The sequence below is a fragment of the Mesorhizobium sp. ES1-6 genome (assembly GCF_020164775.1).
Lineage (GTDB): Bacteria > Pseudomonadota > Alphaproteobacteria > Rhizobiales > Rhizobiaceae > Mesorhizobium.
This window is the reverse complement of the sequence record NZ_JAIUGU010000005.1, coordinates 68,263-94,407: the sequence shown is the minus strand read 5'-3', so window position 1 is coordinate 94,407 and position 26,145 is coordinate 68,263. Positions and strand designations below refer to the sequence as shown.

Here is a 26,145-nt window from a genome sequence, read left to right as displayed (position 1 = left end):
AATTGTCGGGACAAAAGATCAGAACAGGCCTTCGATCTGGCCGGCCTCGTTGAGGAAGATCTTTTCCGAGGACGGCGCCTTGGGCAGGCCGGGCATGGTCATGACCTCGCCGCAGATGATGACGACGAAGCCGGCGCCCGCCGAAAGCCTGACCTCGCGCACCGGCACGGTGTGGCCGGTCGGCGCGCCGCGCAGGTTCGGGTCGGTCGAGAAGGAGTACTGGGTCTTGGCCATGCAGACCGGCAGATTGCCGTAGCCGGCGTCTTCCCAGGCCTTGAGCTGGTCGCGCACCGATTTGTCGGCGATCGCTTCCGAACCGCGATAGATGCGCTGGACGATGGTGTTGATCTTCTCGAACAGCGGCATGGCGTCGGGATAGAGCGGCGCGAACTGCGAGGCGCCGGATTCGGCCAGCGCCACCACCTTGTTGGCGAGCTCCTCGATGCCGGCGGAGCCCTTGGCCCAGTGCTTGCACAGGATCGCCTCTTCGCCCATCGAGGCGACATAGTCCTTCATCGCCTGGATTTCGGCGTCGGTGTCGGAATAGAAATGGTTGATGGCAACCACCGCCGGCACGCCGAACTGGCGGATGTTCTCGATGTGGCGGCCGAGGTTGGCGCAGCCCTTCTTCACCGCCTCGATGTTTTCCTTGCCGAGATCTTCCTTCTTGACGCCGCCATTCATCTTCATGGCGCGCACGGTGGCGACGATGACGGCCGCCGCCGGCTTGAGGCCCGCCTTGCGGCACTTGATGTCGAAGAATTTCTCGGCACCAAGGTCAGCGCCGAAGCCGGCTTCGGTGACGACATAGTCGGCAAGCTTCAGCGCCGTGGTGGTGGCGACGACCGAGTTGCAGCCATGCGCGATGTTGGCGAACGGGCCGCCATGGACGAAAGCCGGGTTGTTCTCCAGCGTCTGCACCAGGTTGGGCTGCATGGCGTCCTTGAGCAGGACAGCCATGGCGCCGTCGGCCTTGAGGTCGCGGGCATAGACCGGCGACTTGTCGCGGCGGTAGGCGACGATGATGTCGCCGAGGCGCTTTTCCAGGTCCTTCAGGTCGGTGGACAGGCACAGGATGGCCATGACTTCCGAGGCGACGGTGATGTCGAAGCCCGCCTCGCGCGGAAAACCGTTGGCGACGCCGCCGAGCGAGCAGATGATTTCGCGCAGCGCCCGGTCGTTCATGTCCATGACGCGGCGCCACACCACGCGGCGGGTGTCGATGCCGAGTTCATTGCCCCAGTAAATGTGGTTGTCGATCAGCGCCGACAGAAGATTGTGCGCCGTGGTGATGGCGTGAAAGTCGCCGGTGAAGTGGAGGTTCATGTCCTCCATCGGCACCACCTGCGCGTAGCCGCCGCCGGCGGCACCGCCCTTGACGCCGAAATTCGGGCCGAGAGAGGCCTCGCGGATGCAGACGATCGCCTTCTTGCCGATGCGGTTCAGGCCGTCGCCGAGGCCGACCGTGGTGGTGGTCTTGCCTTCGCCGGCAGGCGTCGGGTTGATGGCGGTGACGAGGATCAGCTTGCCGTCCTTGTTGCCCTTCACCGACTTGATGAACTCGGCTGAGATCTTGGCCTTGTCGTGGCCGTAGGGCAGCAGATGCTCGGTCGGGATGCCGATCTTCTGGCCGATCTCCTGGATCTGCTTTTTCTTGGCGCCACGCGCGATCTCGATGTCGGACTTCACTTCGGCCATGACGGCTTTCCTCTGGATTGGACGATGGAGGGGACGGGGTTGATGTCACTTGCAAGAAGGCTGGAACCGGACGCGCGGGCATCTAACCCTGTCGCTGCGGTTGCGTCAACTTTCATGCAACTATGTTTCCTATAGAGAAAATTCCTCTGCGGTGGGCCGACCTGTCCCGGTTCTTTCTGGCTCCGCTTGCCGCGCCGTATAGAAGCCAGAGCAAGGGCGCTTCCGCCGTCTCAAAACAGCCGCACAATGCACGGAATGCGACAGACGCGACGGCGCAAATTCGCCATCTCCCATGCATGTCGTCCTCCCAAAACCTGGACGATTTTGGGCAACATGCATTGGCCGTCGCTGACCGCGAATGCCGTTACTGCGTCAGCACGTTGCTGATTTCGACCATGTTGGAGCGCACGCGCAGGATGTAGAAGCCCATCGTCGTCAGATGGGTCGGCAGCAGCCAGCCGTCCTCGCGACCGTTGGCGATGATGAAGGGCTGGATACGCAGGGCCGACACGAACTGCGCGTCCATCGTATCCCAGAGGCTCTGCAGGTGCTTTTCCTTGAGAACGTCCTCGAAATCGGCCTGGGCGCCTTTCATCAGGCCATAATAGGCATAGAGCTGGCCATAGGCGAACCAGTAGCGGTCGTCGGCGCGGGTGTCGAACCAGCCATTGTTGTGGTTCTCGGCGCGCTCCTTGAGGATGGCGGAGGTCGAGCCGATGTCGCTGGCGATGCGGTCGATATACTGTTTCAGATTGTCCGCGCGGGCATCGAACGTGGCCTGGCAGGTGGCGAGCCGGGCGTTGAACGAACGCAGCTTGCGCACCGCGTCGCGATAATAGCTCGGCGTCGGCGTTTTCGGGCCGAACGGGCTCACGCCGAAATACCAGGTGTATTCGTCGAACTGCAGATTGCCGCGCGCGTCCTGCAGGTCGGCGTCGATCTGCGAGGTCGTGCGCACGCGGCCGAGATTGTCGGCAAGCTCGGTCGCCGTGCGCCGCACCGCCTGGTTGATGCCGCGCTGGAAAGAGGCCTTGTTGTCCATCCACGGAGTGTTGTCCCAGTCGATGCCGAACAGGCCGAGCTTGTAGAGGATCATCGACGAAATCCAGGCATTCTGGTTGACGTTGAAGTCAGTCAGATCCGCCGCCACCTGGGCAATGCCGGAGTTGCCGCAGGTCTTGGCCGTGTCCGTGCCGGTGCCGGCGGCCACCTGCTCACCGGCCGAAACATTGCGCTTCTCGAACGTATAGGTGTCGGGATAGTTCGGGTTGAAATTGTTCCACCACTGGGTGGCGTAGAAGAAGTTGGCGTAGAGGCCGATCAGCACCAAAAGGGCCAGGCCGACCACGGCCTTCAGGATCCAGCCGCGCTGCCCGTACCAGCGCCCGGCCCACATGAAGGGCCACAGGATCGCGCCGATTAGAAGGCCGATGCCGCGGCCGATCCACTGGAAAATCCGGGTGAAGAAATTCACGATCGGATCGAGCATGGCAATGTCACCCCCTCAGCACGATGCCAAAAAGTTGCGGACTTTTTGGATAACATCATGCACCAAAACAACAAGTTAGAACGCAATGACGGTTCATTTCGTTCTAGTCGGTCAGGCCGTAGAGGCGTGTGCGAAACGCCACCTTGTCCTTCAAATATGTGGTTTTCAGAACGTCCACAACATGCGATCGCCAGGCGTCGCTGAAGCCGTCATAGTCCTTGTAGAAGCCGTCCTTGTTGAAGATGTAGCGCGAGACGAAGTCCGACGGCACGAAATCCGAGATCAGCCGGTTGGTCAGCCAGGCGTCGGGATGGTCCGGCTTGGCGCGGATCACCAGGAAGCGCTGCTGCGGGAAGACATCCTCGAGCTTGAGGTGGCCAAGCTGGGCGATCTCGCGCTTGGCGGCGTTGAGGAATGGGAAATCGCCGTCCCTGGTGATCAGGTCGGCATGGCTCTGGATCCAGGTCTGCAACCACACCTTGTCGACATCGGTCAGATTGCGGTTCGGTTCGGCGTCGCGGATCAGCGCGCGCACCACCATCTCGGCGCGGTGTTCGAGATAACCCGAGGCCTCGACCCAGGAGGCGCGCGGCAGTTCGATGCGGCCGGTGGCGGCCAGGAATTTGAAAACCTTGTCGGCGTCCTTGATCGAGAGATAGCTCACCTGCCAAGGCCGCGAACGGCGGAATCCGGGGGCCGCCGGATCGCTGATCACCGTCGTCATGTCGGGATCGACAAAGACGTAGAGCCCGCCGAAATGGCTGGTCCAGTAGGCGTTGTGGCGGAAGATCACCTGGTCCGGCACCAGCGCGTTCTCTCTGATGTCGCCGCAGACCTTGGCGAACTCGACCATGCGGGTCAGCATGGCATTGTCGCGCCAGGCGTCGGGCTCCTGCTTCAGCCGGTCGACCAGCTTGCCGAGTTCGGCGGCCTTGCCAAGCACGTCCTCCGCCGACAGCACCTTGAACTCGACCTGGTTGATCGACAGCAGGTCCTCGATGTCGTTGACCTTGGGAACGGAATCCTCGATCTCGCCGTAGATGACGTCCTTGATGGTCAGCGCATCGATGGCGCGCTGGTTCCTGGACATGAACTCGAACATCAGCTGCGAGGTGTTGGAGAAGGCCGTGTGCACCACCGGCAGGTCGATCTGCGACGGCGTCAGGATGATGAAGCGGCGGTTGACCTCGTTGGGATCGAGATAGTCGTAGTCGCCGCACTCCTCGGCCACTTCGGGCGAAAAGCCGGTGCGGTCGATCTGGAAGCTCTTCAACTTGGTCGGCTTGAGGCCAAAAGCCGCCAGCGCCTTGTTGTAGCGCTCGATGAGATGCGGCTCGTCGACGGCGAGCAGACGGCCGTAGATGAGTTCGTTGTCGCGAAGGAGGTCGGGTTTTTTGGCGTGGGTCATATGTGCGCGCGCAGGGTACATTTCGGCGGGAGACTAGGTGCGGACGGGGACGCCCCCCTCTCCCCGTTCTTCACGGGGAGAGGGTAAGGGTGAGGGGCAGCGCCAACGGTCAAAGATATGTCTCCCCGTAACCTTCGGCGGCAATAAATCGAAGTTCGTGCGTGTCAATATTGCGGTCCAAGCGCTGTTCAATGGCCGCCAATATAGTTTCCAGCACGGCCTCCCGATCCTTCAAGACGTCAACGTTCCAAAACCGCAACATGGACCAGCGATGCGAAACGATGAAGCGATCCCTAGTCTGGTCATATTTATTGCCGGCATGCTGGCTCCCATCAACCTCGATAACTAGCTGGCACTCCCGGCATGCGAAGTCAGCGAAGTAGCTTCCTATCGGAAACTGTCGCACGAATTTATAGCCGTTAAGTCTGCGATCGCGCAGCTCAAGCCAAAGTGCGCCTTCGGCATCATTATCCGATTGCCGCAGACGCCTTGCCCGTTTCGTCGTCGTGATTTCTGGTCCACGCATACGCTGCCCCTCACCCTTACCCTCTCCCCGTGAAGGACGGGGAGAGGGGGGCATCAGCGTTCGAGCCACACTTTTCAACACACGCGGGCAACGGATCAAATTCACGCATTCCACAGACCCTTCTTCTTCATCTCTTCCATCTCGTGCGCCGCCCGCTCGCGCAGCCTTGCATCGCGCAGCAGTTTTTCCACCGTGGCATCGTCGGATTTGTCGGAATAGCGGAACTCGCTGTCGGCGTAGCGGTTGATCTCCTGCATGACCATGTCAAGCGAGAACGGACCGCGCAGTTCCTCGATCATCGCTTTCTTGTCGTCGTAGCTCTTGTGCATGAAGACTTCCGGCTTCTCGAACCAGTCGTCGGGAAGCTCGATGTCCATGGCGCGCATCTTGATGGCGTCGGTGACGTTCTTGATGGCGCGGCCGGTGAAGCGCGGTTCGGCGTCCTTGATCAGATACAGGTAGGTGCCGATGTCGGCCATGGTCTTGGGCGCGCCGTTTTCCTTCATGTAGCGCTCATAGACCCGCATCAGCCCGTCCTCCTGCGGCTTTTCATGCTCCTCATAGGCCTCGGTCACGGCGCGTTGGATTTCCTGCGCGGCGTATAACTCGTGCTTGCCCAGGGGGATCTCGTGGTTCTTGCCGGCGAGCAGCACGAAGATGTCGATATAGTCGTCGCGGGTCTGCGGCCCGTCGACCACCCAGCGGGCGCCGGCGCGCTGGCGCAGCGCGTCGTCGACATTCTCGGGATAGTTGGAAAACATGCCGAAGGAGCAATTGCCGCGAACGACCGTGGCGGCACCGGCGAAGGCGTCCATCAGCACGCCGGTGATTTCCTGCTGGCCGGCCGAGGCGCGGTCGTCGGAGCGTCTGGCGGCGACCTGGTCGATGTCGTCGATGGTGCCGAAGCCGATGACGCGCGGATTCAAGACGTTGTTGATGAACTGGCGGCAGTTCTGGCCCGATTTACCCTGGTAGGACGAGATCTGGTCGACGCCGAAATTCTCATAGGCGAAGGGATAGCCGGCGACCTGGCAGTAGCCGTTGACGAGACCGGCGATCATCTGGATCAGCGTCGTCTTGCCGGTGCCGGGCGCGCCGTCGCCGATGAAGGTGAACAGGAAGCCGCCAAGCTCGACGAACGGGTTCAGCTCGCGCTCGAAATCATAGGCCATCAGCATCTTGGCGAGCTTGACCGACTGGTATTTGGCGATGTGGTTGCCGACGACCTCTTCCGGCTTCTTGAAGGTCATCACCAGCGGCTTGGAGCGCTTGCCCGGCGCGACGTCGAAGCCGTCGAGGGTGAAGTCGTCGGCATCGATGCGGATGTGGGCGTTCTCGAACGGACCGATGCCGTCGAAACGGCCCTTGCGCGCCAGAAGCCCGTCGATGGCGACGCGGGCGAAGGCGCGCGCACGGGTCATCAGGTCGGTGTCGTCCGTCGAGCCCGCTATCGCCTTGTCGAGACCGGCCAGGATCGATTTCACCGCATCCTGCGGCGTGTCGAACAGGAAATCCGGCTCGGGGATATCGTTTGGCACCTCGCCGTCGCTGTCGATGAGCTGGAACAGATAGGACGCAAGGCTGAAGGCCGCAATATAGGCCGAAGCCGACAGCAGCTTCTTGAAGGTCGACGCCTCGTCGCCCTCAAGCGGAGCGCGGGTGTTTTTCGCCTGCAGGCTTTCGAGATCTGAGCCCTCGGCGAAGACATCCGATACCGCCAGCGCGATCGCCGTGCCGCGCCGGGCACGGAAAAGCAGCGTGTGCTGCGGGATGGTCAGCAACTGATCGTCTGGATGGACGGCGCCGACGGTCTTCGACAGCTCGACCTCACGCGTGCGGCGCACCGAGCCGACCGAGACGGTGGACACGAAGCGGCGGTTGGTGCCGGCAAGCGCTGTGCCGGACTCGCGCGAGGGATCCTCCAGCACCACGATGCGGGTGATGAAGCTCTGCGCCGTGGCGCGGTGCTTTTCAACAGCCGCTTCCGGGATTGTGGTCAGGCCGGTGTCCATGTCAGCTCCTCATCGGGATTATTTTCCCGGCTTCCGCGGAAGGACCCTGCGCCTGACGCGCCGCGTCCAGGTATATGTCCAAAGTCTGATCCAGCCTTTCGAAAAGCAGCTTGTCGAAAGCGACGTGCCCGCCGCCGCTCTGGTCGATCTCAAGCGCGGCAATGTAATCGGGGCGATCTTCCGGTCGGATCGCTACCGGCGGGTAGCCGCCTCGCGCCAGCACCAGATTCATCAAAAGGCGCGCTGTACGTCCGTTGCCGTCATTGAACGGGTGAATGGCGACAAAACGCCGATGAGCCTCAAAGCCAGTTCGTGGCGTGCTGGGCGCAGCGCTCAACCACCGGCAAAAAGCTTCCATCAGTGCCGGGATCTCCACAGGGGCGGGAAAATTGAATACGCCGACATTCGTATTCACGTAACGAGCGCTGTCGGCGTATTGGCCGGCTATCTCCGGCTTGGAATTCGCCACGACCAGATGATGAAGATTGCGGATGTCCGCCTCCATGATCGGATGGTGGTTCTTTGAAGCGATCTCGAGTACCCAACTCAATGCGCGTGCGTGATCGATGGCCTCGAGGTGATCCTTGAGCGGCTTGCCGCTGATCGTGATGCCTTTTTCCAGAACGAGGGCCGTCTCGCCCGCCGTCAGCGTGTTTCCCTCGATGGCGTTCGACGTGTACGTTATGTCGATACGCTGGCTGTGTTCCAGGCCATCCAGGGCGCCAGGCCGCACTCTCTTCTTCAGCGCATCGAGCTGCCGCTTCTTGCTGGAGATGCTAGCCGCGGCGGTCATTGTTGGCGCCTCGGTGTTGCGTGGCTTTCAATGACACAAACAAGGTTACTAGACATCCGATATCACCTGCCCATTCGACAGGATGTGAACCTTGTAGCCGGCAAAAATCTTCTGCGCCTCGCCAGCGGCGTAAAGCGCCTGGTAGGCCTCGTGCGGGATCAGCGCATGATTCTCGTAGCTCGATACGCCCTGCCGCGCGGCTTCCAGGTCATCGGTGTTGATGAAGAATTCCTGTGTGGTCTTCTCGCTGGAGAACAGGCCCTTGCGGCCGGGCTTCTCGCCCTTGGAATAGACCTCCTGGATGGTCCAGGTCAAAAGCCAGGCGTTTTCGGGCTTGCGCACCTTGGCCAGCACTTCCGTCACCGTCGAATTGTTGTCGGTGATGCCTGCCGAATAGAAGGGACCGAGCACGACGCGCCGCAGCTGCTTGGGGTGCAGCGGCTCGAAATCCTTGTCGAGATTGACGGCGATCGTCGCCGGCGACAGCGTATAGGCCGAATTCTTCTCGGTGAAATCGTCGAAGCGATGGGCAAGCTCGGGGTTGAGAAGGCCGTCGACCGGCAGCGGAATGTCGACCTTGTCGTTGAGCTTGCCGCTGCGGTCGACAAGCTGGCTGACCATGCTTTCGGAAGAATCCTCCACCGTCACCATGTAGATCAGGGGCAGGTTGGCGCTGCCGTCGAAGGTCGCCCAGTGGACCAGATAGTAGGGCCGCGCCGTCTTCGGATTGACCGACACCTTGGCGGTCTGCGCCAGCGTGAATGGCCCGAAAGTCTGCTCGCTCTTGACGTCCTCGAGATAGAGCCGCTCGGCCATCGATTTCTGCAGCGCCTCGGGGAATTCCTTGTGGCGCAGGATGAAGTCGGCCATCTCCTCGCGCAGCTCGCCGGCCTGGGGAATGTTGGCGAGCCGGCTGTCCGCCTGGCGGCGGTCGTTTTCCAGTTCGAGCAGGTTCTGGAACACCGGGTAGCCGCTTTCGGCGCGCGAAATGCGGAACGTGTCCATGAAGCCCAGCCGGTTGCGCCAGCAGGAGAAGGACTTGTCGAGCCGGGCGATGTATTCGGCGACGATCTTGGCGACGATGCCGTGCCGGTAAAGCGGCGAGCGGTCGTCGCGCATGAACACTTCAAGGCCGCTGAGCGCGGCCGTGATCGCCGAGAAATACCGCGCCGCCGCGTCGTTTTCGGAGGTCATGCTATTGGCCCTGGATTGTCGCACCGGTGCGTGCGGCAATTATGACTGCACGTAATTGGCCGAATTGTGCTTCTTCAGCACCTCGTCGAAGCGGCGGGCGAACGCATCGTCGGCCAGCTTCTTGCGGCGCTGGATGTCGGCGCTGGCCACCATGTTCTTCTCGTGCATCTCCAGCAAGTCCCCGATGTGCTTCTGCGAGGCGGCGCCGATGCCGGCCATGGTTTCCTCGGCGGTGTTGTCGACCTGGCTGCCCAGCGTGTTGATCTTGTGGGCAACATCCTGCTGGGCGGCGGTCTTCAGCGAATCCTCGAGCGCCTTGTAGAGCACGATGCGCTGCTCGGTATCGATGGTCAGCTTGTTGATCAGCGTCGACTGCGCGGCGATCTGGTTGTTGAGCGAATCGACGAAGGTCTGGAACATCGAGGTGTAGCGCTCCAGCGTCTGGCTTTCGGCCAGCAGTTCCTGCTCCTTGGCCTGCTTTTCATTGTATTCCGTGGCCAGCTTGGAGCGCTCGCCTTCGAGTTGCGTGCGGTCCTTCTGGCTGGTCGAGGCGGCTATCTTGTTCTCGATGTCGAGCAGCATCGGATTGAGCTCCTCGATGCGCTTCTGCACGGCTTCGAGGTTGGTCATCGTTACCTTACGGCGCTCGATGACCTGCGACAGGCTGGCCTCGGAGGTCTTGTAGCGCTGGTCCAGAACTTCCTTCTGCGCCTTCAATATGCCGACGATGGTGTCGGACTTGGCCAGCAGTTCCTGCAGATTGCCGGCCAGCGACATGTTGCGCACGCGGTCGGTGCGCATGCGCTGCTTGCGCTGCGCCGAAAAGACGCCGACGAAGTTTTCCCAGCCGGTATAGTTCTTCATGCTCTCGAACTCTGCGCCGAAGACGTTGGTGGCGTCCTCAAGCCCGATGATCAGGTCGGCGATGTTGCCTTCCATCACCTTCTGCTGCTTCAGCACATCCTCGATGCGGGCGTTCTCGATGTCGAAATTGGCGTCGCCGATCTTCTTGTCAGCGGTGGCGAGCGTGTCGAGCACGGTGCCGGATTGCTCGATCTTGGTGCGCATATCCTGGACGACCTGCTTGGTCTTGGCAATTTCGGCATCGAAATTCTGCAATGTCGCCATAGGGGCCTCCCGCTTCGGCTTCCGCTCGCTGGTTGCGAACAGCGGCGAATATATGTGGGGTATCAGGGGATTGAAAGACGTGAAGATAAGGACGGCGCGAAAACAAAATATCCGCCCGAACCCTTGAAAGGCAATGGAGCCGTGGTCATGACGTGATCAACTGGCCGGCCAAGCCTGGTTCAGTTGATTTTGAACTTTCATGCCGGCAAAGCAATCAGTTCGCACTGAAGCGGGTGGTTCTGAAATTCGACAACAACTGACCATTTGCAGCGACGGCACGCGGGCCAGGCCGGGTCGTCTGACGACGAACGGCGTCCGCTCAGGGCTTGGGATCGGCCTTCAGATACGCGATGACATTGGCGATGTCGTCATCATTGGTCAGGCCGCCAAAGGCCATCCTGTTGCCGGGCACCTTCAGCTTGGGCGCTCTGAGGTATTCGGCAAGATTTGCCTCGTCCCAGACAAGACCGGCGGCCCCCGCGCTCTTCATCGCCTCCGAATAATGGCCGAGGAAGCTTTCGGCGGTTCCCGCCGTGCGGCCGACGACGCCCATAAGATGCGGGCCGACCTTGTCGCGGTCGGTCGCCGCCTCATGGCAGGCCATGCACCGGTTGAAGACACGTTTACCCAGCACGGGATCACCCCCGGCCTGGGCGGCAACGGACGTGGCAAGGAGGAGAAGGCTGGCGGACAAGACGGCTCGAAGCATGGCTGACCCCGGAGAGCTCTGGCTGAGGGCGGAAAATAGGACGCCGACCTTAACAAAGGCACCATAGAATGGCGCGACCGCCAGAGGTGGCAGCCGGCTACCCGATGCCGGGATCAAGCGGGGTTTGGTGTCAACCGCCGACAAAACCGATGAAGTCGTCGGGTGCCGCGCGGCCCATTTCCTCTTCCCAGTGGCGACGGCAGAGCGAGACATAGACATCCTTTCCGATCGCCACCTGTTCGCCTTGACGGGCCACCTTGCCGTCGGGACCGAGGCGCACGACCATGGTCGCCTTGCGGCCGCAGCGGCAGATGGTGCGCACCTCGCGCAGATCGTCGGCGATCGCCAGCAGCGCTCGCGAGCCGGAAAACAGCTTGCCCTGGAAATCGGTGCGCAAGCCGTAGCACATGACGGGAATGTTCAGCCGGTCGGCGATGCGGGCGAGTTGCCAGACCTGCTCTTCCTCCAGGAATTGCGCCTCGTCGACGAAGATGCAGTGCACGGCGCTGCGCTGATGATGTTCGGCGACGCGAGCGAACAGGTCGTCGCCGTCGCGGAACATCTCGGCTTCCGTTTCCAGCCCGATGCGCGACGAGATCAGGCCGGTGTCGCCCTTGCGATAATGGCCGGCGACGAACAGCATCGTCTCCATGCCGCGCTCGCGGTAATTGTAGGACGCCTGCAGCAGCATTGTCGTCTTGCCGGCATTCATCGTCGCGTAGTGGAAGTAAAGCTTGGCCATGACGCTCTTTTAAGCCGACTTCTCGTCCTGCGGGGAGAGGCCGGCGCCGCATTCCCCCGAAAAAGCCGCCGTTGCCGGGGCGGATCGCACTTGGGCTAGCCATGGAAAGCGTCAGCGGTGTCGCTGATGGGCCAGCCAGCGCCGTTGATCGTGATTGTCTTAGCGCTTGAAACCACTCCAGAATGGTGTTTGGCTGACGAAACAAGGCGGGCACAAAAACCGTAACTTCGCTTCGCCAAAGAATCGAAATGGGAGAATACAGATGTCGCGTATGAATTCCTTCGTCGCCGGCCTTGGCTTGGCGGCTTTCCTGTCCACGGGCGCCGCCTTCGCCGGCGATCCGGCAAGCTGCAAGGCGGTGCGTCTCTCCGATGTCGGCTGGACCGACATCCAGGCCACCACCGGGCTGGCCTCGGTGCTGCTCACCGCGCTCGGCTACGAGCCGCAGGTGATCCAGCTCTCGGTTCCGGTGACCTATGCGTCGCTAAAGAACAAGGACCTCGACGTCTTCCTCGGCAACTGGATGCCGTCGATGACCAATGACATCAAGGATTATACGGCCGACGGTTCGGTCGAGACCGTCAGCCAGAACCTGGCCGGCGCCGGTTACGGCATCGTCGTGCCGACCTATGTCGCGGATGCCGGCGTCAAGTCGCTGACCGACCTCGGCAAGTTCAAGGACAAGTTCAACGGCAAGATCTACGGCATCGAGGCCGGCAATGACGGCAATCGCATCATCCTCGACATGATCAAGAACCCGAAGGACAATCTCGACGGGTTCGAGCTGGTCGAATCCTCGGAGGCCGGCATGCTGACGCAGGCCGAGCAGTCGATGAAGAGCAATGAGTGGATCGCCTTCCTCGGCTGGACACCGCATCCGGTGATGGGCGCCATGAAGATCACTTATCTCGACGGCATGGGCGACAGCGGTTTCGGTGCCGCCACCGTCTCGACCAATGTGCGCAAGGGCTACACGACCGAGTGCCCGAATGTCGGCAAGTTCATTACCAACCTGAAGTTCAATCTCGACATGGAAGGCGAGATGATGGACGCCATCCTCAAGGGCAGCGATGCCAACAAGGTGGCGACCGACTGGCTGAAGAAGAACCCCGACGCCGTGAAGCCCTGGATCGAGGGTGTCACCACTTTCGACGGTGGCGACGCCGCGGCGGCAATCAAGACCGCGCTCGGAAGCTGAGCCGACCTTGACTTCGGCGTGGCCGAAACAGAGGGCAGCCATTGTGGAAAAGGCTGCCCTTTTTCGTATCCTGTGACAAGATGACGTCGCGACATTACGGGGCCGAAGGCAGAGCTCTGGCACAAGAGGGGTGAGATGGATCCGATTTCCAAATTCATGGTCGATCACAAGATCCCGATCGGGGCCTGGGGAAAGGCGTTCTTCGGCTTCCTCACCGACAATTTCGACACCGTCTTCAGGGCTTTCTCGAATGGCCTCAACTTCCTGCTCGACGGGCTGGTCAACATCCTTCTGATGGTGCCGCCGGTGGTGCTCGCCTTGGTGATCGCCGTCGTCGCCTGGCTGTTGCAGCGCTCGCGGCCGCTCGCCATCGGCGTGTTCCTCGGCCTGATCTTCATCATCAATCAGAACCTGTGGAAACAGACGGTGCAGACGCTGGTGCTGGTCGTGGCGGCGGCGGCGGCGGCGATGGCGATCGGCGTGCCGCTCGGCATCTGGGCAGCGCACAAGCCGAAGGTCTACCGCATCATGTTGCCGGTGCTCGACCTGATGCAGACGTTGCCGACCTTCGTCTACCTGATCCCGGTGCTGACGCTGTTCGGCCTCGGCAATGCGCCGGGCCTCATCGTCACCATCATCTTTGTCATCCCGACCGCGGTCAGGCTTACCCATCTTGGCGTCGTCTCGGTGCCGAAGTCGATTATCGAGGCCGGCGAAGCCTTCGGCGCCACCAAGAGCCAGCTGTTGTGGAAGGTGGAACTGCCCTCGGCGCTGCCGACCATCATGGCGGGCCTGACGCAGTCGATCATGCTGTCGCTGTCGATGGTGGTGTTCGCCGCGCTGATCGGCGCAGGCGGCCTCGGCACGGAAATCAACCGCGCGCTGGGCTCGCGCCGCATCGATCTCGGACTTGAGGCGGGCTTGGCAATCGTCGTGCTCGCCATCGTGCTCGACCGGATGACGCGCATTGGCGTTGGAGGGAAGAAATGACCGTCGCCGTCGATTTCAGGAATGTCGATATCGTCTTCGGCGCCGACCAGGCCGGCTCGCTGGCGATGATCGACAAGGGTGCGACGCGCGCCGAAATCCTCGAGAAGACCGGCAATGTGCTGGGCTGCGCCGGCGCCAGCCTGACAGTGCATGAAGGCGAAATCTCGGTGCTGATGGGCCTGTCGGGCTCCGGCAAGTCGACGCTGCTTCGCGCGGTCAACCGGTTGAACGTGGTGTCGCGCGGCCAGGTGCTGGTCAAGGACGGCGACCGCACCGTCGACGTCGTCACCTGCGACGAGCCGACCTTGCGGCGCCTGCGCCAGAAGCAGGTGGCGATGGTATTCCAGCAGTTCGGCCTGTTGCCGTGGCGCACGGTGGAGGAAAATGTCGGGCTCGGCCTCGAACTCGCCGGCGTGCCAGATGCCGAGCGCAAGGAGCGCGTGCATCGGCAGCTCAAGCTGGTCAACCTCGATCAGTGGTCGAACAAATACGCCCATGAACTCTCGGGCGGCATGCAGCAGCGCGTCGGCCTGGCGCGTGCCTTCGCCACCGAGGCGCCGATCCTTTTGATGGACGAGCCGTTCTCGGCGCTCGACCCGCTGATCCGCACCAAGCTGCAGGACGAACTTCTGCAGCTGCAGGCGGAACTGAAGAAGACCATCATCTTCGTCAGCCACGATCTCGAGGAAGCGCTGAAGATCGGCAGCCACATCACCATCATGGAGGGCGGCCGCATCGTCCAGACCGGCGCGCCGGAAGACATCGTGCTGCGGCCCGCCAACGACTATGTCCGCGACTTCATCGCCAATGTGAATCCGCTGTCGGTGCTGACCGCCTGGAACGTGATGCGCGACCGCCGCGACCTCGAACAGGGCACGGATGGCTGGGTGTGGCTCGACCGGCGCAAGACGACGCGCTTCAAGATCGACGAGCACGGGCTGGTGGCGGCGGCCGAGCGCGACGGCAAACCGGCGGTATGGGTGTCCTGCGCCGATGTCGAAGGCCAGTCCGAGGAAGTCGCGCAGGTGTTCTGGGCCAATCCCGGCACCTCGCTGAAGACCGTGATGCTGGCCATGCACCGCTCGCAGACGGCACCGGTGGCTCTGTTCGACGACCAGTCGCGCTTCGTCGGCGCGATTGGCATCAGGGATGTGCTGAGTGCGGTGCTGCGGCGGTAGAGGCCTCAAGCGATAAGGCCTACGCCGCCAGCGGCAGCCTCAGTTCGGTCAGCAGCCCGCCTTGCGGGTGATTGGACAGGCGGACTTCGCCGCCCGCCGCGCGTGCGATGTTGCGGGCGATGGTCAGCCCGAGCCCGAGCCCGCCGGTCTGGCGGTTTCGGGACTGTTCGAGGCGCACGAAGGAGCCGAAGACGGCGTCGATCTGGGCCTGGGGTATGCCCGGCCCCTCGTCGCGGATGGCCAGCGTAATGGTGCCGTCCGAGCGGCTGAGGCTGAGATGCGCCATTTTTCCGTAAGTCACGGCGTTCTGCACCAGATTGGTGACGCAGCGCTTGAGCGCCACCGGCCGCGCCATGCAGATCAGGCCGCGCGAGCGGGTGTCGTCATTGTCGAAAGACACGGTGTCGTAGCTGTCGGCGATCGATTCCACGAGCGACCAGAAATCGATCCTCTCAGCCTTCTCTTCCGTCACCTCGAATTTGGCGAAGTCTATCACCGAACTGGCGATGCTTTCGATGTCGGCGAGATCGTGGGCGAGCGCTTCGCGCGCCGGTGACCTGCGCAGCAGTTCCAGGCGCAGCCGCATCCTCGTCATCGGCGTGCGCAGGTCGTGCGCAAGGGCTGCCGCGAGGTGTTCGCGGTCCTCGACATATTCGCGCAGCCTCGTCTGCATGGCGTTGATCGCCCTGGCGGCGGCGCGCACCTCCCGGCTGCCGCTCTCGGTGACCGGCGGGCTTTTGAGGTCGTTGCCGATCCGGTTGACGGCGGTTTCCATCATCCGGTAAGGCGCCGTCAGCCGGCGCAGCGACCAGATCGACATGATCACCACCAGCCCGGCGATCAGCCCATAGAGCGGCAGGCTGTCGACGCTCAGGATCGGGCCGACGGGTGTGATCGGTTCGGTGAAATTCAGCCACTGGCCGTCGGCGAAGCGCAGCGAGGCCGTAAGCTTGTCGCTCTGGGCGAAATCGGCGGCCAGCACCAGAAGGTCCCGCTCGACCTGGCCGATTTCGGGTCCGGGCGCGGCGCCGCCGGCATCGTCGGCTTCGCGCGTCGCAGGGTCGCGGCGCACGCGCGCGTCGGTGATGCCGAACTTGGACAGCCGACCGACGAGGATGTCCTCGAGTTCGGCCAGTTCGTCGTCGCCGGCGATCGAGGAGGTGACGGCGGGCGTGTCCGAAACGGTGAGCGCGTAGGTGGAATTGAACAGGCCGGTCGCCGTCGCCTTGCGCTCCTCCGGCGTGGCGTCATGCATGAGCTGCACCAGCGAGAAAGCGCGGTCGTTGAGGCGGTAGAGGTCGACCACGTCGTTGGCGGCGGCGCGGTCGCGCGACACGATATAGAGGGTCGCGACCTGGCTGATCAGCAGGCCTGATATGACGATTAGCAGCACCCAGACAGGCAGGGTCTGCGGCAGGAAACGTCTCATTCGGAGGTCGTTTCGGGCAGGAACTGGTAGCCGCCGCTGCGCACGGTGAGGATCAGCTTGGGCGTCTTGGGATCGTCTTCCATCTTGCGCCGCAGCCGGCTGACCAGGATGTCGATGCTGCGATCGAAGGAATAATCGCTGTCGCCGCCGGACAGTTCGATGAGTTGGTCGCGGGTCAGCACGCGCCCCGCGCTCTTGACGAAGGTTTGCAACAGGTTGAACTCGGCCATGGTCAGCTCGACCCTGACGTCGTCTGGCGCGGTCAGCCGGCGCCGCGAGCAGTCCATGGTCCAGCCGGCGAAGTGGTAAATCTGCTTGGTGGTGGCGCGCTTGGGCTCGGCGGCGCCATTGCGCCGCAGCACGGCGCGGATCCGGGCCAACAATTCGCGCGGATCGAAAGGTTTGGGCACATAGTCGTCAGCGCCCATCTCCAGCCCGACGACGCGGTCCGTCGTCTCGGTTACGGCGGTCAGCATGATGATCGGCGTCGTATACTGGGCGCGCAGGTCGCGGCACAATTCCAGCCCGCTCCTGCCGGGCAGCATCACGTCGAGCACGATGAGGTCCACCTGCGCGCGGCGCAGGATGGCCTCCATCTCGTCGCCATCGGCGGCAACCGAAGTGTGCAGGCCTCGCTTCTGGAAGAACTCCTGAAGCAGGTCGCGGATGCCCTTGTCGTCATCGACGATCAGTATATGCGCATCGGATTTCACAGCTGCCCTGTCAGGTTGTCGGCCAAGCATTTCCTGGCCGGTGAGCCACACGATAGAATTCGGGCCATATGTTGGCCAGTGCCTTGCTTTTCAAGGGAGAATGAATTGCGCCTTCTCCACTGGAAAGCAGCAGCCAAGCTCGGCCTGCCAGACACAATCCAGAAACAAAATTCTACAATCGGGAAAAACTCCTGAAAAGGTAGGGCGGCATAACGGTGCCGTGGCGGTCAGGTTATCGGCTGCGACGCTAGTCTCCGGGTTCACGGATAAACCGATGCCAAGTTTGTCGATCAGTTTGTTGGGTGCGTTGCTGGGCCTAGGCCTGGTCACCGCCGCTGTCGGACAATCGGACGCAAAGGCGCCGCTCACCCGGAGCGAACGGTGCGCCAATCTCAGCCACCAATTTGATGAAGCCCTCGAAACCCATGCCACGGCAACGCAGGTCACCGCGGCAAAGGCACTTCAGAGAAAGGGCAACCGGTACTGCGCCGCCAAGAAACAGGCGCAGGGCATCCGGATGCTCGCCAACGCTTTGAAGCTGCTTGGAGTGGCACCGAACGACCCGGTCCAGTGACACTCAAAACCGACCCGCATAAAAAGGAAAAACGAAGCCATGAAAAAGTCCATCCTGTCCGCCCTTGGTCTCGCCGTCGCTCTCGCATTCTCGATGCCGGTTCTCGGCAACGCAGCCGCCACCACGACCGCTGCCCCGGCTGCTGCCACCACGACCACCGCACCGGCTGCTGCCGCGACGACCGCCGCTCCGGCCAAGGCTGCTCCGAAGAAGGTCGCCAAGAAGACCGTCTGCAAGGTGACCAAGAAGCACAAGTGCCCGGTCAAGAAGGCGCCCGCTATGGCGGCTCCCGCGAAGATGGCCCCCGCGAAGGCCGCTCCGAAGAAGCCCTGATCGGCTTCGAGGTTCGTTCTATCAGGCCGTTCCAGCCGCACCGGCTGGGGCGGCCTTCTGCCAGGGGCATGGCCGATGAGTTGAACACCGCCAGCTTCCAGCCACGCATCTCGATCGTGCTTAACCCGTTTTCAACGCCGGCCTTGTAGGGCAATCCGCATGAAGAAGCGGCTTTCGTCCATTTTGCGCTCGATGGTCATCGGCGGCCTTGTAGCCACCGGTGTCGCCAGGGTGCTGATCCTGTTCTCCGCCAGCCCGGTGCCGGATCCGGCGAGCGGGCGCACCGAGCCTTCGCTGTTCGCGCCAGCGATTTCCAGCAACTGGGACTACATCACCCCGACGCAGACATGGCTGCTGATCGTGCTTGCCGGCGTGACGCTGATCTGCGTCGCCGGGTGGCCGATCGCGGCCTGGATGGAACGCCGGGCCGACGCCGGCGCAACTCGCCGCATCCTCGGCCGTCAGGGCCGTTGAACCGCGACCGACTATTTCCCACATGATCGTGAAGGACCGGGCCCGCCCGCCGACGGTCCGCAAATGGACGATGGCTGCCGCCCGTGGCAGAATGCGGCCTTGAGCTCGATCGCAGACTGTCGGTTCGGATGCCTGAAATCACCACAAAACCACGCGTAAAGGTCAAGCCGCAGACCGAACGGCCGAAGCTCTACAAGGTCATCCTCGTCAATGACGATTTCACGCCGCGAGAATTCGTGGTGACGGTGCTGAAGGGCGAGTTCAAGCTCTCGGAGGACCAGGCGCACCGCGTGATGATCACCGCGCACCGGCACGGCGTCTGCGTGGTCGCGGTCTTCACCAGGGATGTCGCCGAGACCAAGGCGACGCGGGCCACCGACGCCGGCAAGGCCAAGGGCTATCCGCTGCTGTTCACGACTGAGCCGGAGGAGTAGGGGAGGGATTTGGTCCCTTCTGAACGCTGGCAATGGCGAAACCATTCGCGACGGCATCTTTCTCCCAGTCACTATACGGGGAGAAATGTCCGGCAGGACAATGAGGGGCGGCGCCGTAGGGTGGAAATCGTTCAGACGAGTGCGCACAGCGGATCGCTGATCACGCGAATTCAGCGTTGCCCCTCATCAGCCCTCCGGGCACCTTCTCCCCGTGAACGGAGAGAAGGAAAAAACGCCTCGCTATCTTCCCTCGCGGTACCACATCGAGCCCATCGCCAGGAGCAGCAGGCCGAGGCCGAGGAAGCCGCCGAACAGCGGCACGCGCGACACGGCCTTCAGCACGCTGTCATCGGTGGTGCGCAGGCCGATCCAGTCGCTGCCCGACGCTTCGCCGGCCGAACGCACCGGCACGATGGAAGGCAGCGTCACAGCGCTGCCCGCGGACGAGGCCAGCCGGCGCACGCTGCCGCCGGTCGCTTCCGCCGGTGCCTTCAGCCGGTCCGGCGTGGAGACGACGTCGGCGAACTCCGGCGCGTTGACCGGTCCGACATGGGCGAGCGCGGTGAGATCGCCATTGGCGACCTGGAAGAGGCCGATCTCGCTGGTCTGGACGCTGCCGAGGAAGACACCGGGTTCGGATTTGTCGAGCTTGACGGTGAGCGTCTTGCCGGACGGGGTGATGATCTGCGCCGGGCCGGGATCGTCGGCCATCGTCTGGCGGCGGATCTCCAGCACCATGCCGCGTCCCTCGGCGGTCAGCCGCTCTTCCTCGAGCTCGGGCTCCTTCATCAGCCAGTGGGCGATGCGCCGGTAGAGCTGGACATGCGGGCCGCCGCCCTCGAAGCCGCGGGCCCACAGCCAGCCCTGGTCCGACAGAAGCATGCCGACGCGGCCTTCGCCCTTGCGGTCGAGCAGCAGCAGGGGCCGGTTGTCAGCCCCCTTCATCACCACTTCGCCTTGCGGATTCTGAACGCCGATGGTGCGGAACCAGCGGCTCCAATGCGGCGGCTCGGTGGCCGAACCGTCGAGGCCGCGCGTCACCGGATGACGTTGGCCGAGGTCGGTCAGGCGCGGATAGAACGCCTTGTCGACCACTTCGCCGGTCGGCATCGCCGGCAGGGCCGACATCAACGGCGTGCGCGCGATCGACGCCTCGCCGGCATATTCGGGGCCGGCGGCAATCAGCAGCGCGCCGCCCTTTTCGACATATTCGGAGATGTAGTCGTAATAGAGGATCGGCAGCACGTCGCGATGCTGGTAGCGGTCGAAGATGATGAGGTCGAAATCCTTGATCTTCTCGACGAACAGCTCGCGGGTCGGGAAGGCGATCAGCGACAATTCATTGATCGGCGTGCCGTCCTGCTTTTCCGGCGGCCGCAGGATGGTGAAATGGACGAGATCGACCGAGGCGTCGGATTTCAACAGGTTGCGCCAGGTGCGCTCGCCGGCATGCGGCTCACCCGAAACAAGCAGCACGCGCAGGTTCTCGCGGATGCCGTCGACCAGCGCGATGGCGCGGTTGTTGGTGTCGGTCAGTTCGCCCGGCTCGCGGTCGATGGCGAGTTCGATGATGTTGCGGCCGGCACCCGGGATGGTCACCTGCAGCGGCATGGCCTGGCCGACAATGGCATGCTCGACCGAAACCTGCTCGCCATTGACCGAGACGCGCACATCGACCGGTGCGGTCTCGTTTTCGGTCGAGATGACGCGGTAGCTCATGTCGAGCGGCTTGCCGACGAGGCCGAAACGCGGCGCGTTCTCGAAACGTATGCGGCGGTCCTTCTCATGCTCGTTGCCGGTGATCAGGGCGTGCAGCGGGGCGTTGAATTCGGGCGTACCGGCGGGCGCGTCATGCACCTCGCCATCGGTGATCATGATGGCGCCGCCGACGCGTGACGGCGGCACGTCGCGGAAGGCGCCTTCGAGCGCGCCGAACAGCCGCGTCGCCGTGCGTTCCTCTGCGGCCTCGGACTTGCCGGCCTCGACGACGCGGACGTCGAACTGCTTGAAGCGGCCAAGGCGCTGCTGCAGCCCGGCCAGCGCCTCGTCGGTCTGTTTCGTCCGTTCGCCGATGTCCTGGCTCTGGCTGCGGTCGACGATCAGCGCGACGACGCTCTTCAGCGGTTCGCGCTCCTCATTGAGGAACACCGGATTGAACAAAGCGGCGGCGAGTGCCAGCAAAGCGACGAAGCGCAACACCGCGCCGCGCTGGCGAAACCACAGGCCAACGAGCGCCAGCAGCGCCAACGGCACCAGCACCAGGGCCAGAAGCGGCCAGGATAGAAGCGGTTCGAAGGAGATCGACCAGTTCATGCCCTATCCTCCCGCGTCGGGGGAGGAGCGATCTTGAGGGGCGCGAGATAACACATCACCCTACTGCCCCAGCCGTTCGAGCAGGATGGGAACATGCACCTGGTCGGATTTGTAATTGCCGGTCAGCATGTACATCATGATGTTGACGCCGGCGCGCAGGGCGTAGACCCGCTGCATCGGATCGTTCGGCACGGTCGGCAGCAGCGGATCGCCATTCTCGTCGACCGCCCAGGCACCGGCGAAATCATTGGCGGTGATCATGATCGGCGAGACGCCATCGCCAGTGCGCACCGGCCGGTTGTCGGCATTGCTGGCATCGAGCGATGCCTCGACCCAGAGCGGGCTGCCGGCGAAGCGGCCGGGAAATTCGGGCAGGATGAAGAAGGACTTGGTCAGCACATGGTCCGACGGCACCGGCTCCAGCGGCGGCACGTTGAGGTTGCCGAGGATGTCGCGCAGCCGCTCGGTCGCCGGGCTGGTGGAATCGGCGCCGATGCCGTTGGCGAACTGGTCGCGCGTGTCGAACAGCACGGTGCCGCCCTGCTGCATATAGGCGTCGATGCGGGCGATCGCGGCCTGGCTCGGCATCGGTGCCGCCGGGTCGATCGGCCAGTAGATCAGCGGATAGAAGGACAGCTCGTCCTTGGAAATGTCGACGCCTGCCGGAGCCCCGGGTTCCAATGCGGTCTTCTCGATCAGGAAGCGGGTCAGGCCCTCGAGCCCGGCGCGGCTGATCGAATCGACACCCGGCACACCGGTCAGCACATAGGCGATACGGGTTTTCGAAATCGCCTCGATTGCGGCCTGGTCACCCGGTTTGGCATCGTCGGCGCGGGCAAGGTCGGCATGGCCGAACAGCGCGCCAAGCGCAATCAACATGGCGGCGGCGGTTGCAGCGGTACCGGCGCGGCGCGGCCGGCGCGAAAACAGGCCGCCCATCCACAACACAGCCAGCGTGTCGAGCAGCATCAAAAGCAGGGCCGCCGCAACCAGTCCGCCCTTCAAATTGCGCGATTCGTCAAAGGCATACTGGATGGTTGTGACCGGCACCGTCACTTGCGGGCGCGCCAGCGGCTCGAACGTGCTCGCGGCGTCGAGCAGGTTGTGAGCGAAAACGCCGGTTTCCGAGCCATAGAGGCCGGGCGGGTTCTCGAAGGTCACCGGCAGTGCGCCCGCGCCCGGCACCAGCGGCCGTGCATCCGGTGTCGGCGGCACCAGTGAGCCGTCGGCCGCGATCATGCGGTAGGGGGCGAGCGAGGTGGCGGCGGCTTCGGCATTGGCGATCGCCGCGCCCTGGTTGCGCGACAGCTGGACGATACGGCGCAGCATCTCGACGAAGCTGCCCGAGATCGGCAGGTTCGACCAGGTCGCCTCGGGCGTGACGTGGAACAGCACCAGCGTGCCCTTGCCCTTCTTCAGCCCGGTGACCAGCGGCGTACCGTCGGCAAGGGCCGCCCAGGTGCGCTCGACGATATCGGGTGTCGGCTCTGCCAGCACCTGCCGGGTCACCGTGACCTCGGTCGGCGGCGCCAGGTCGGCGAACGGACCGGCCTTGGGAAATTCGGTGACCGGCTGCGGCGATGTCCATGACAGCGCGCCGCCCAACGAACGTTCCCCGGTGCGCAGGCGAACCGGCAGCAAATCGTCGTCATTGCCGGCGGCCGCCAGCCGCGAGCCGGCGAAACGCACCAGCGTGCCGCCATTGTCGACCCAGTCGACCAGCCTTTGCCGGACCTGCGCGGGAATGGTGCCGATATCGGCCATGACGATCATCGCCGGCTTCTGGTCGAGGATCTGCGGGATGGCGTCGGCGAGATCGGCGCTGGAGGGTTCGACCAGATCGGCGAAGGGCTGCAGCGCGCGCCTGATGTAGTAGAGCGGCGACAGAAGTGGCTGCGCCTGGTCGGCCTCGGCCTGCGACAGCAAGCCGACGCGGCGGCGCTTGGAGCTTTCGTCGAGCACGCGCACGGCGCCCGCATGCCGCTCGCCATCGAGCGCGATCGAGGCGAAGTCGTTGCGCAATTCGAACGGAACCGGCATCGTGCCGGTGGCCGTGGCCTCGCCCGGCGCGAAGGTCAAGGTCGCGTCAGCGATGCGGCGGCCCTTGTCGTCGAAGGCGCCGGCGATCACCTGCGCCGGGGCGGGATCGCCGGGCGCGCGGATGGCGGTCAGGCCAAAGCCGTCGACCTGGTTTTCGGCCGATGTCAGGCCGGTCAGGGAAAGTCGGTCGGCCACGGCCCAGACGACGCGGGCGGCATTTTTCGACAGCAGCGTGTTGAAGGCTGCCTCGTCGCCTTTCGCGGCCAGGCCGTCAGCCAGCACGGCGACGCTGGCGCCGGGCAAGGTCTCCAGCACGCCGGCGACGCGGGCATAGACGGCCGGCCGGTCGGTCGGGATCGGTCGCGGCTTGGCGGCGCGCAGCCGGTCGAGCGCGGCGGCGGCATCGAACGGACCGATCTCCGCATTGGGTTTTTCGGCGGTGAAGGCGATAATGACAGGCACGCCATTCGAGCCGGCGTCGTTGATCAGCCGCTCGGCGGTGGCGACGCGCTTGTTCCAGTCGGCGGCACTTGCCCAGTCATTGTCGATGACCAGCGCCAACGCCGCACCCTCGGCCGGCAGCTTTTCGCGCGGATTGAAGACCGGTTCTGCCAATGCCGCGACGACGAGGGCCGCCATCAGCAGCCTGAGCAGCGTCAGCCACCAGGGGCTGCGCTGCGGTGTCTCCCCGCGCTTCAGCACGCGGGCGAGAATCTTTAGCGGCGGGAAGACCTCGGTCTGCGGCTTGGGCGGAGTGAGCCTCAGCAGCCACCAGATCACCGGCAGCGCCAGCAGGCCCCACAGCACCATGGGGGCGCCGAAGGAGAGCGGCAGCCAGCTCATGCGACGGCCCTCCCGGCGGAGGGACCATCAGCGGTCATCGCCATATGCAGGCGCACCAGCGCCTCGGAGGCCAGCCGGTCGGTGTGGTTGACGGTAAAGCTCCAGCCGAGGCGCTTGCACCAAGCCGCCAGTTCCTCGCGGCGGGCGCGATAGAGCAGGCGGTATTCCTCGCTCAACGTCTCGGCGCGGCCGGCTGTCAGCTTGTCGCCGGTCTCGGGATCGGTGAACTCGGTGCGGCCGGCATAGGGGAAGGTTTCCTCTGCCGGGTCGGCGACCTCGATCAGATGCGCGCGCACGCCGTGGCGAGCGAGCACGTCGAGCCAGGCCATTGTCTCCTCGACCGGATCGAGGAAATCGCTGACGATGACGATGTCGCAGAAGCGCCTGATATCAGAGAGATCGGGTTTGGCCGGCAATTCGCCGGCATGCATGAGCTGGGCCGCGATGCGCTCGGCGCCGTTGCGGGCGGTGAACGGATCGGTCAGATCAGGCCAGGCGATGCGCTCGCCACTGCGCGACAGAAGTTCGGCCATGGCCAGTGCCAGCACCAGCGCGCGCGACTGCTTGGAAACACTGGCGCCGGTCGACTTGTAGAGCATGGATGGCGAGGGGTCTGCCCACAGCCACACCGTGTGGGCGGCTTCCCATTCGCGGTCGCGCACATAGGTGTGGTCGTCGCGGGCCGAGCGGCGCCAGTCGATGCGCGAGGCGTCTCCTTCGACATAGGGCCGGAACTGCCAGAAATTCTCACCGATGCCACGCTTGCGGCGGCCATGCCAGCCGGCGATCACGGTGTTGACGATGCGGCGCGCCTCGACCAGCAGGTCAGGCACGAGCGAAGCCCGCAACCGGCCGCGGGCGAGCGCGTCACGCGTCGCCGCCGGAGCCTGGACCTCGCCGATGCGCGCCATCAAATTCCTTTCACGAGTTTCGCCACCACGTCGCGCACGCTGGTGCCCTCGGCGCGGGCGGCGAAGGTCAGCGCCATGCGGTGCTGCAACACCGGCTCGGCCAGCGCCCTGACGTCGTCGACCGAGGGCGCCAGCCGTCCGTCGTAGAGCGCGCGGGCCCTGGTGCACAGCATCAGCGCCTGGCTGGCGCGTGGACCCGGACCCCAGGCGACATGTTTGTCGGTCTCGGCATTGCCCTGCCCCGGACGCGCCGAGCGCACGAGGGTGAGGATCGCCTCGACGACGCTTTCGGGCACCGGCATGCGGCGGATCAGTGTCTGGATTTCCTTCAGCCGCGCCGGCTGCAGCACGTTGGCCGCCTTGGCGTCCTCGACGCCGGTGGTTTCCAGAAGGATGCGGCGCTCGGCCTCGATTTCGGGATAGAGGATATCGACCTGCATCAGGAAGCGGTCGAGCTGGGCCTCGGGCAGCGGATAGGTGCCTTCCTGCTCCAGCGGATTCTGCGTCGCCAGCACATGGAAGGGCGCCGGCAGGTCGTAGCGGGCACCGGCGATGGTGACATGATATTCCTGCATCGCCTGCAGCAGCGCCGATTGCGTGCGCGGCGAGGCGCGGTTGATCTCGTCGGCCATCAGCAACTGGGCGAAGATCGGCCCGGAGATGAAGCGGAAGGAACGCTTGCCGGTTTCGTTCTGTTCCATGACTTCGGAGCCGAGAATGTCGGACGGCATCAGATCGGGCGTGAACTGGATGCGGCGCGAATCGAGGCCGAGCACGATGCCCAGCGTCTCGACCAGCTTGGTCTTGGCAAGGCCCGGCACGCCGACGAGAAGCGCATGGCCGCCGGCCAGCAGCGCCACCAGTGTGCGCTCGACGACGTTCTCCTGGCCGAAGATGACCCGGCCGACGCCGTCGCGAATCCTGGCGATATCCGCCAGCGCCGTCTCGGCCTGGGCGACCATGTCCTTTTCGCTGATCGGGCTTTCCTTGACCATCACGCTCATGCAGCTCGATCC

23 protein-coding genes are annotated in these 26,145 nt (G+C 63.7%); 7 read left to right on the top strand and 16 right to left on the bottom strand.

Annotated features, from left to right (window positions below):
• Positions 1–18: 18 nt before the first annotated feature.
• The 10 genes from LB564_RS15045 to LB564_RS15000 form a co-directional block, all read right to left on the bottom strand.
• Positions 19–1,698: a formate--tetrahydrofolate ligase gene (locus LB564_RS15045; RefSeq protein WP_224538844.1), complete on the bottom strand. Its 1,680-nt coding sequence runs from the start codon at positions 1,696–1,698 to the stop codon at positions 19–21.
• Positions 1,699–2,062: 364 nt separating this feature from the next.
• On the bottom strand, positions 2,063–3,187 hold the full coding sequence (locus LB564_RS15040; protein ID WP_224538842.1) for a DUF2333 family protein: 1,125 nt from the start codon (positions 3,185–3,187) through the stop codon (positions 2,063–2,065).
• Between the two features lie 103 nt (positions 3,188–3,290).
• Positions 3,291–4,595 (bottom strand): DUF6638 family protein, encoded by a 1,305-nt coding sequence (locus LB564_RS15035; protein WP_224538840.1) that lies wholly within the window; start codon positions 4,593–4,595, stop codon positions 3,291–3,293.
• 109 nt (positions 4,596–4,704) lie between these two features.
• A complete protein-coding gene (locus LB564_RS15030) occupies positions 4,705–5,121 on the bottom strand; it encodes an endonuclease domain-containing protein (RefSeq protein ID WP_224538838.1) in 417 nt (138 codons plus the stop codon).
• Positions 5,122–5,222: 101 nt separating this feature from the next.
• Complete coding sequence (locus LB564_RS15025) at positions 5,223–7,133, bottom strand: AAA family ATPase (RefSeq protein ID WP_224538836.1); 1,911 nt, start codon at positions 7,131–7,133, stop codon at positions 5,223–5,225.
• Between the two features lies 1 nt (position 7,134).
• Positions 7,135–7,926, bottom strand: a complete 792-nt coding sequence (locus LB564_RS15020) for a Fic family protein (protein WP_224538834.1) — start codon at positions 7,924–7,926, stop codon at positions 7,135–7,137.
• A gap of 48 nt (positions 7,927–7,974) precedes the next feature.
• Positions 7,975–9,120, bottom strand: coding sequence for a hypothetical protein (locus LB564_RS15015; RefSeq protein WP_140704744.1), 1,146 nt, complete (start codon positions 9,118–9,120; stop codon positions 7,975–7,977).
• A 39-nt stretch (positions 9,121–9,159) separates the two neighbouring features.
• Positions 9,160–10,248, bottom strand: a complete 1,089-nt coding sequence (locus LB564_RS15010) for a hypothetical protein (RefSeq protein WP_224538832.1) — start codon at positions 10,246–10,248, stop codon at positions 9,160–9,162.
• Positions 10,249–10,567: 319 nt separating this feature from the next.
• Positions 10,568–10,957 (bottom strand): c-type cytochrome, encoded by a 390-nt coding sequence (locus tag LB564_RS15005; protein ID WP_224538830.1) that lies wholly within the window; start codon positions 10,955–10,957, stop codon positions 10,568–10,570.
• A 130-nt stretch (positions 10,958–11,087) separates the two neighbouring features.
• On the bottom strand, positions 11,088–11,699 hold the full coding sequence (locus tag LB564_RS15000) for a thymidine kinase (RefSeq protein WP_224538828.1): 612 nt from the start codon (positions 11,697–11,699) through the stop codon (positions 11,088–11,090).
• Between the two features lie 262 nt (positions 11,700–11,961).
• Here LB564_RS15000 and LB564_RS14995 point away from each other — a divergent pair, with 262 nt between their 5' ends.
• The 3 genes from LB564_RS14995 (at position 11,962) to choV (ending at position 15,065) form a co-directional block, all read left to right on the top strand.
• Entirely contained in the window at positions 11,962–12,897 is a 936-nt protein-coding gene (locus tag LB564_RS14995; RefSeq protein WP_140704752.1) for a choline ABC transporter substrate-binding protein, read from the top strand.
• Between the two features lie 135 nt (positions 12,898–13,032).
• Entirely contained in the window at positions 13,033–13,887 is an 855-nt protein-coding gene (choW, locus tag LB564_RS14990; RefSeq protein WP_140704754.1) for a choline ABC transporter permease subunit, read from the top strand.
• The gene (gene choV, locus LB564_RS14985) at positions 13,884–15,065 is read left to right on the top strand and encodes a choline ABC transporter ATP-binding protein (RefSeq protein ID WP_140704756.1); all 1,182 of its coding nucleotides are present in this window, start codon (positions 13,884–13,886) and stop codon (positions 15,063–15,065) included. The genes choW and choV overlap by 4 nt, the downstream gene beginning before the upstream one ends.
• Before the next feature lie 19 nt (positions 15,066–15,084).
• Here choV and LB564_RS14980 read toward each other — a convergent pair whose 3' ends face one another.
• Both LB564_RS14980 and LB564_RS14975 read right to left on the bottom strand, forming a co-directional pair.
• A complete protein-coding gene (locus LB564_RS14980; RefSeq protein WP_140704758.1) occupies positions 15,085–16,494 on the bottom strand; it encodes an ATP-binding protein in 1,410 nt (469 codons plus the stop codon).
• Positions 16,491–17,207 carry a response regulator gene (locus tag LB564_RS14975; RefSeq protein ID WP_140705060.1) on the bottom strand — a complete coding sequence of 239 codons (717 nt, stop codon included), beginning with the start codon at positions 17,205–17,207 and terminating at the stop codon, positions 16,491–16,493. The genes LB564_RS14980 and LB564_RS14975 overlap by 4 nt, the downstream gene beginning before the upstream one ends.
• Positions 17,208–17,481: 274 nt before the next feature.
• On the opposite strand from LB564_RS14975, the gene LB564_RS14970 reads away from it, so the two are divergent.
• From LB564_RS14970 to clpS, 4 genes are all read left to right on the top strand, one after another.
• The gene (locus LB564_RS14970) at positions 17,482–17,781 is read left to right on the top strand and encodes a hypothetical protein (RefSeq protein WP_056578037.1); all 300 of its coding nucleotides are present in this window, start codon (positions 17,482–17,484) and stop codon (positions 17,779–17,781) included.
• 39 nt (positions 17,782–17,820) lie between these two features.
• Positions 17,821–18,114 carry a hypothetical protein gene (locus LB564_RS14965; protein ID WP_140704760.1) on the top strand — a complete coding sequence of 98 codons (294 nt, stop codon included), beginning with the start codon at positions 17,821–17,823 and terminating at the stop codon, positions 18,112–18,114.
• Between the two features lie 159 nt (positions 18,115–18,273).
• Complete coding sequence (locus LB564_RS14960) at positions 18,274–18,588, top strand: hypothetical protein (protein ID WP_224538826.1); 315 nt, start codon at positions 18,274–18,276, stop codon at positions 18,586–18,588.
• Positions 18,589–18,716: 128 nt separating this feature from the next.
• Positions 18,717–19,022, top strand: coding sequence for an ATP-dependent Clp protease adapter ClpS (clpS, locus tag LB564_RS14955; protein WP_140734332.1), 306 nt, complete (start codon positions 18,717–18,719; stop codon positions 19,020–19,022).
• 240 nt (positions 19,023–19,262) lie between these two features.
• On the opposite strand, the gene LB564_RS14950 is transcribed toward clpS, so the two are convergent.
• The 4 genes from LB564_RS14950 to LB564_RS14935 are packed head-to-tail and all read right to left on the bottom strand — an operon-like array spanning position 19,263 to position 26,133.
• Positions 19,263–21,335, bottom strand: coding sequence for a hypothetical protein (locus tag LB564_RS14950; protein WP_224538824.1), 2,073 nt, complete (start codon positions 21,333–21,335; stop codon positions 19,263–19,265).
• A 60-nt stretch (positions 21,336–21,395) separates the two neighbouring features.
• Positions 21,396–24,218: a DUF4159 domain-containing protein gene (locus LB564_RS14945; protein ID WP_224538823.1), complete on the bottom strand. Its 2,823-nt coding sequence runs from the start codon at positions 24,216–24,218 to the stop codon at positions 21,396–21,398.
• Complete coding sequence (locus LB564_RS14940; RefSeq protein ID WP_224538821.1) at positions 24,215–25,129, bottom strand: DUF58 domain-containing protein; 915 nt, start codon at positions 25,127–25,129, stop codon at positions 24,215–24,217. Before LB564_RS14940 ends, LB564_RS14945 begins: the two co-directional genes overlap by 4 nt.
• Positions 25,129–26,133 (bottom strand): AAA family ATPase, encoded by a 1,005-nt coding sequence (locus LB564_RS14935; RefSeq protein ID WP_224538819.1) that lies wholly within the window; start codon positions 26,131–26,133, stop codon positions 25,129–25,131. The genes LB564_RS14940 and LB564_RS14935 overlap by 1 nt, the downstream gene beginning before the upstream one ends.
• Positions 26,134–26,145: the final 12 nt, after the last annotated feature.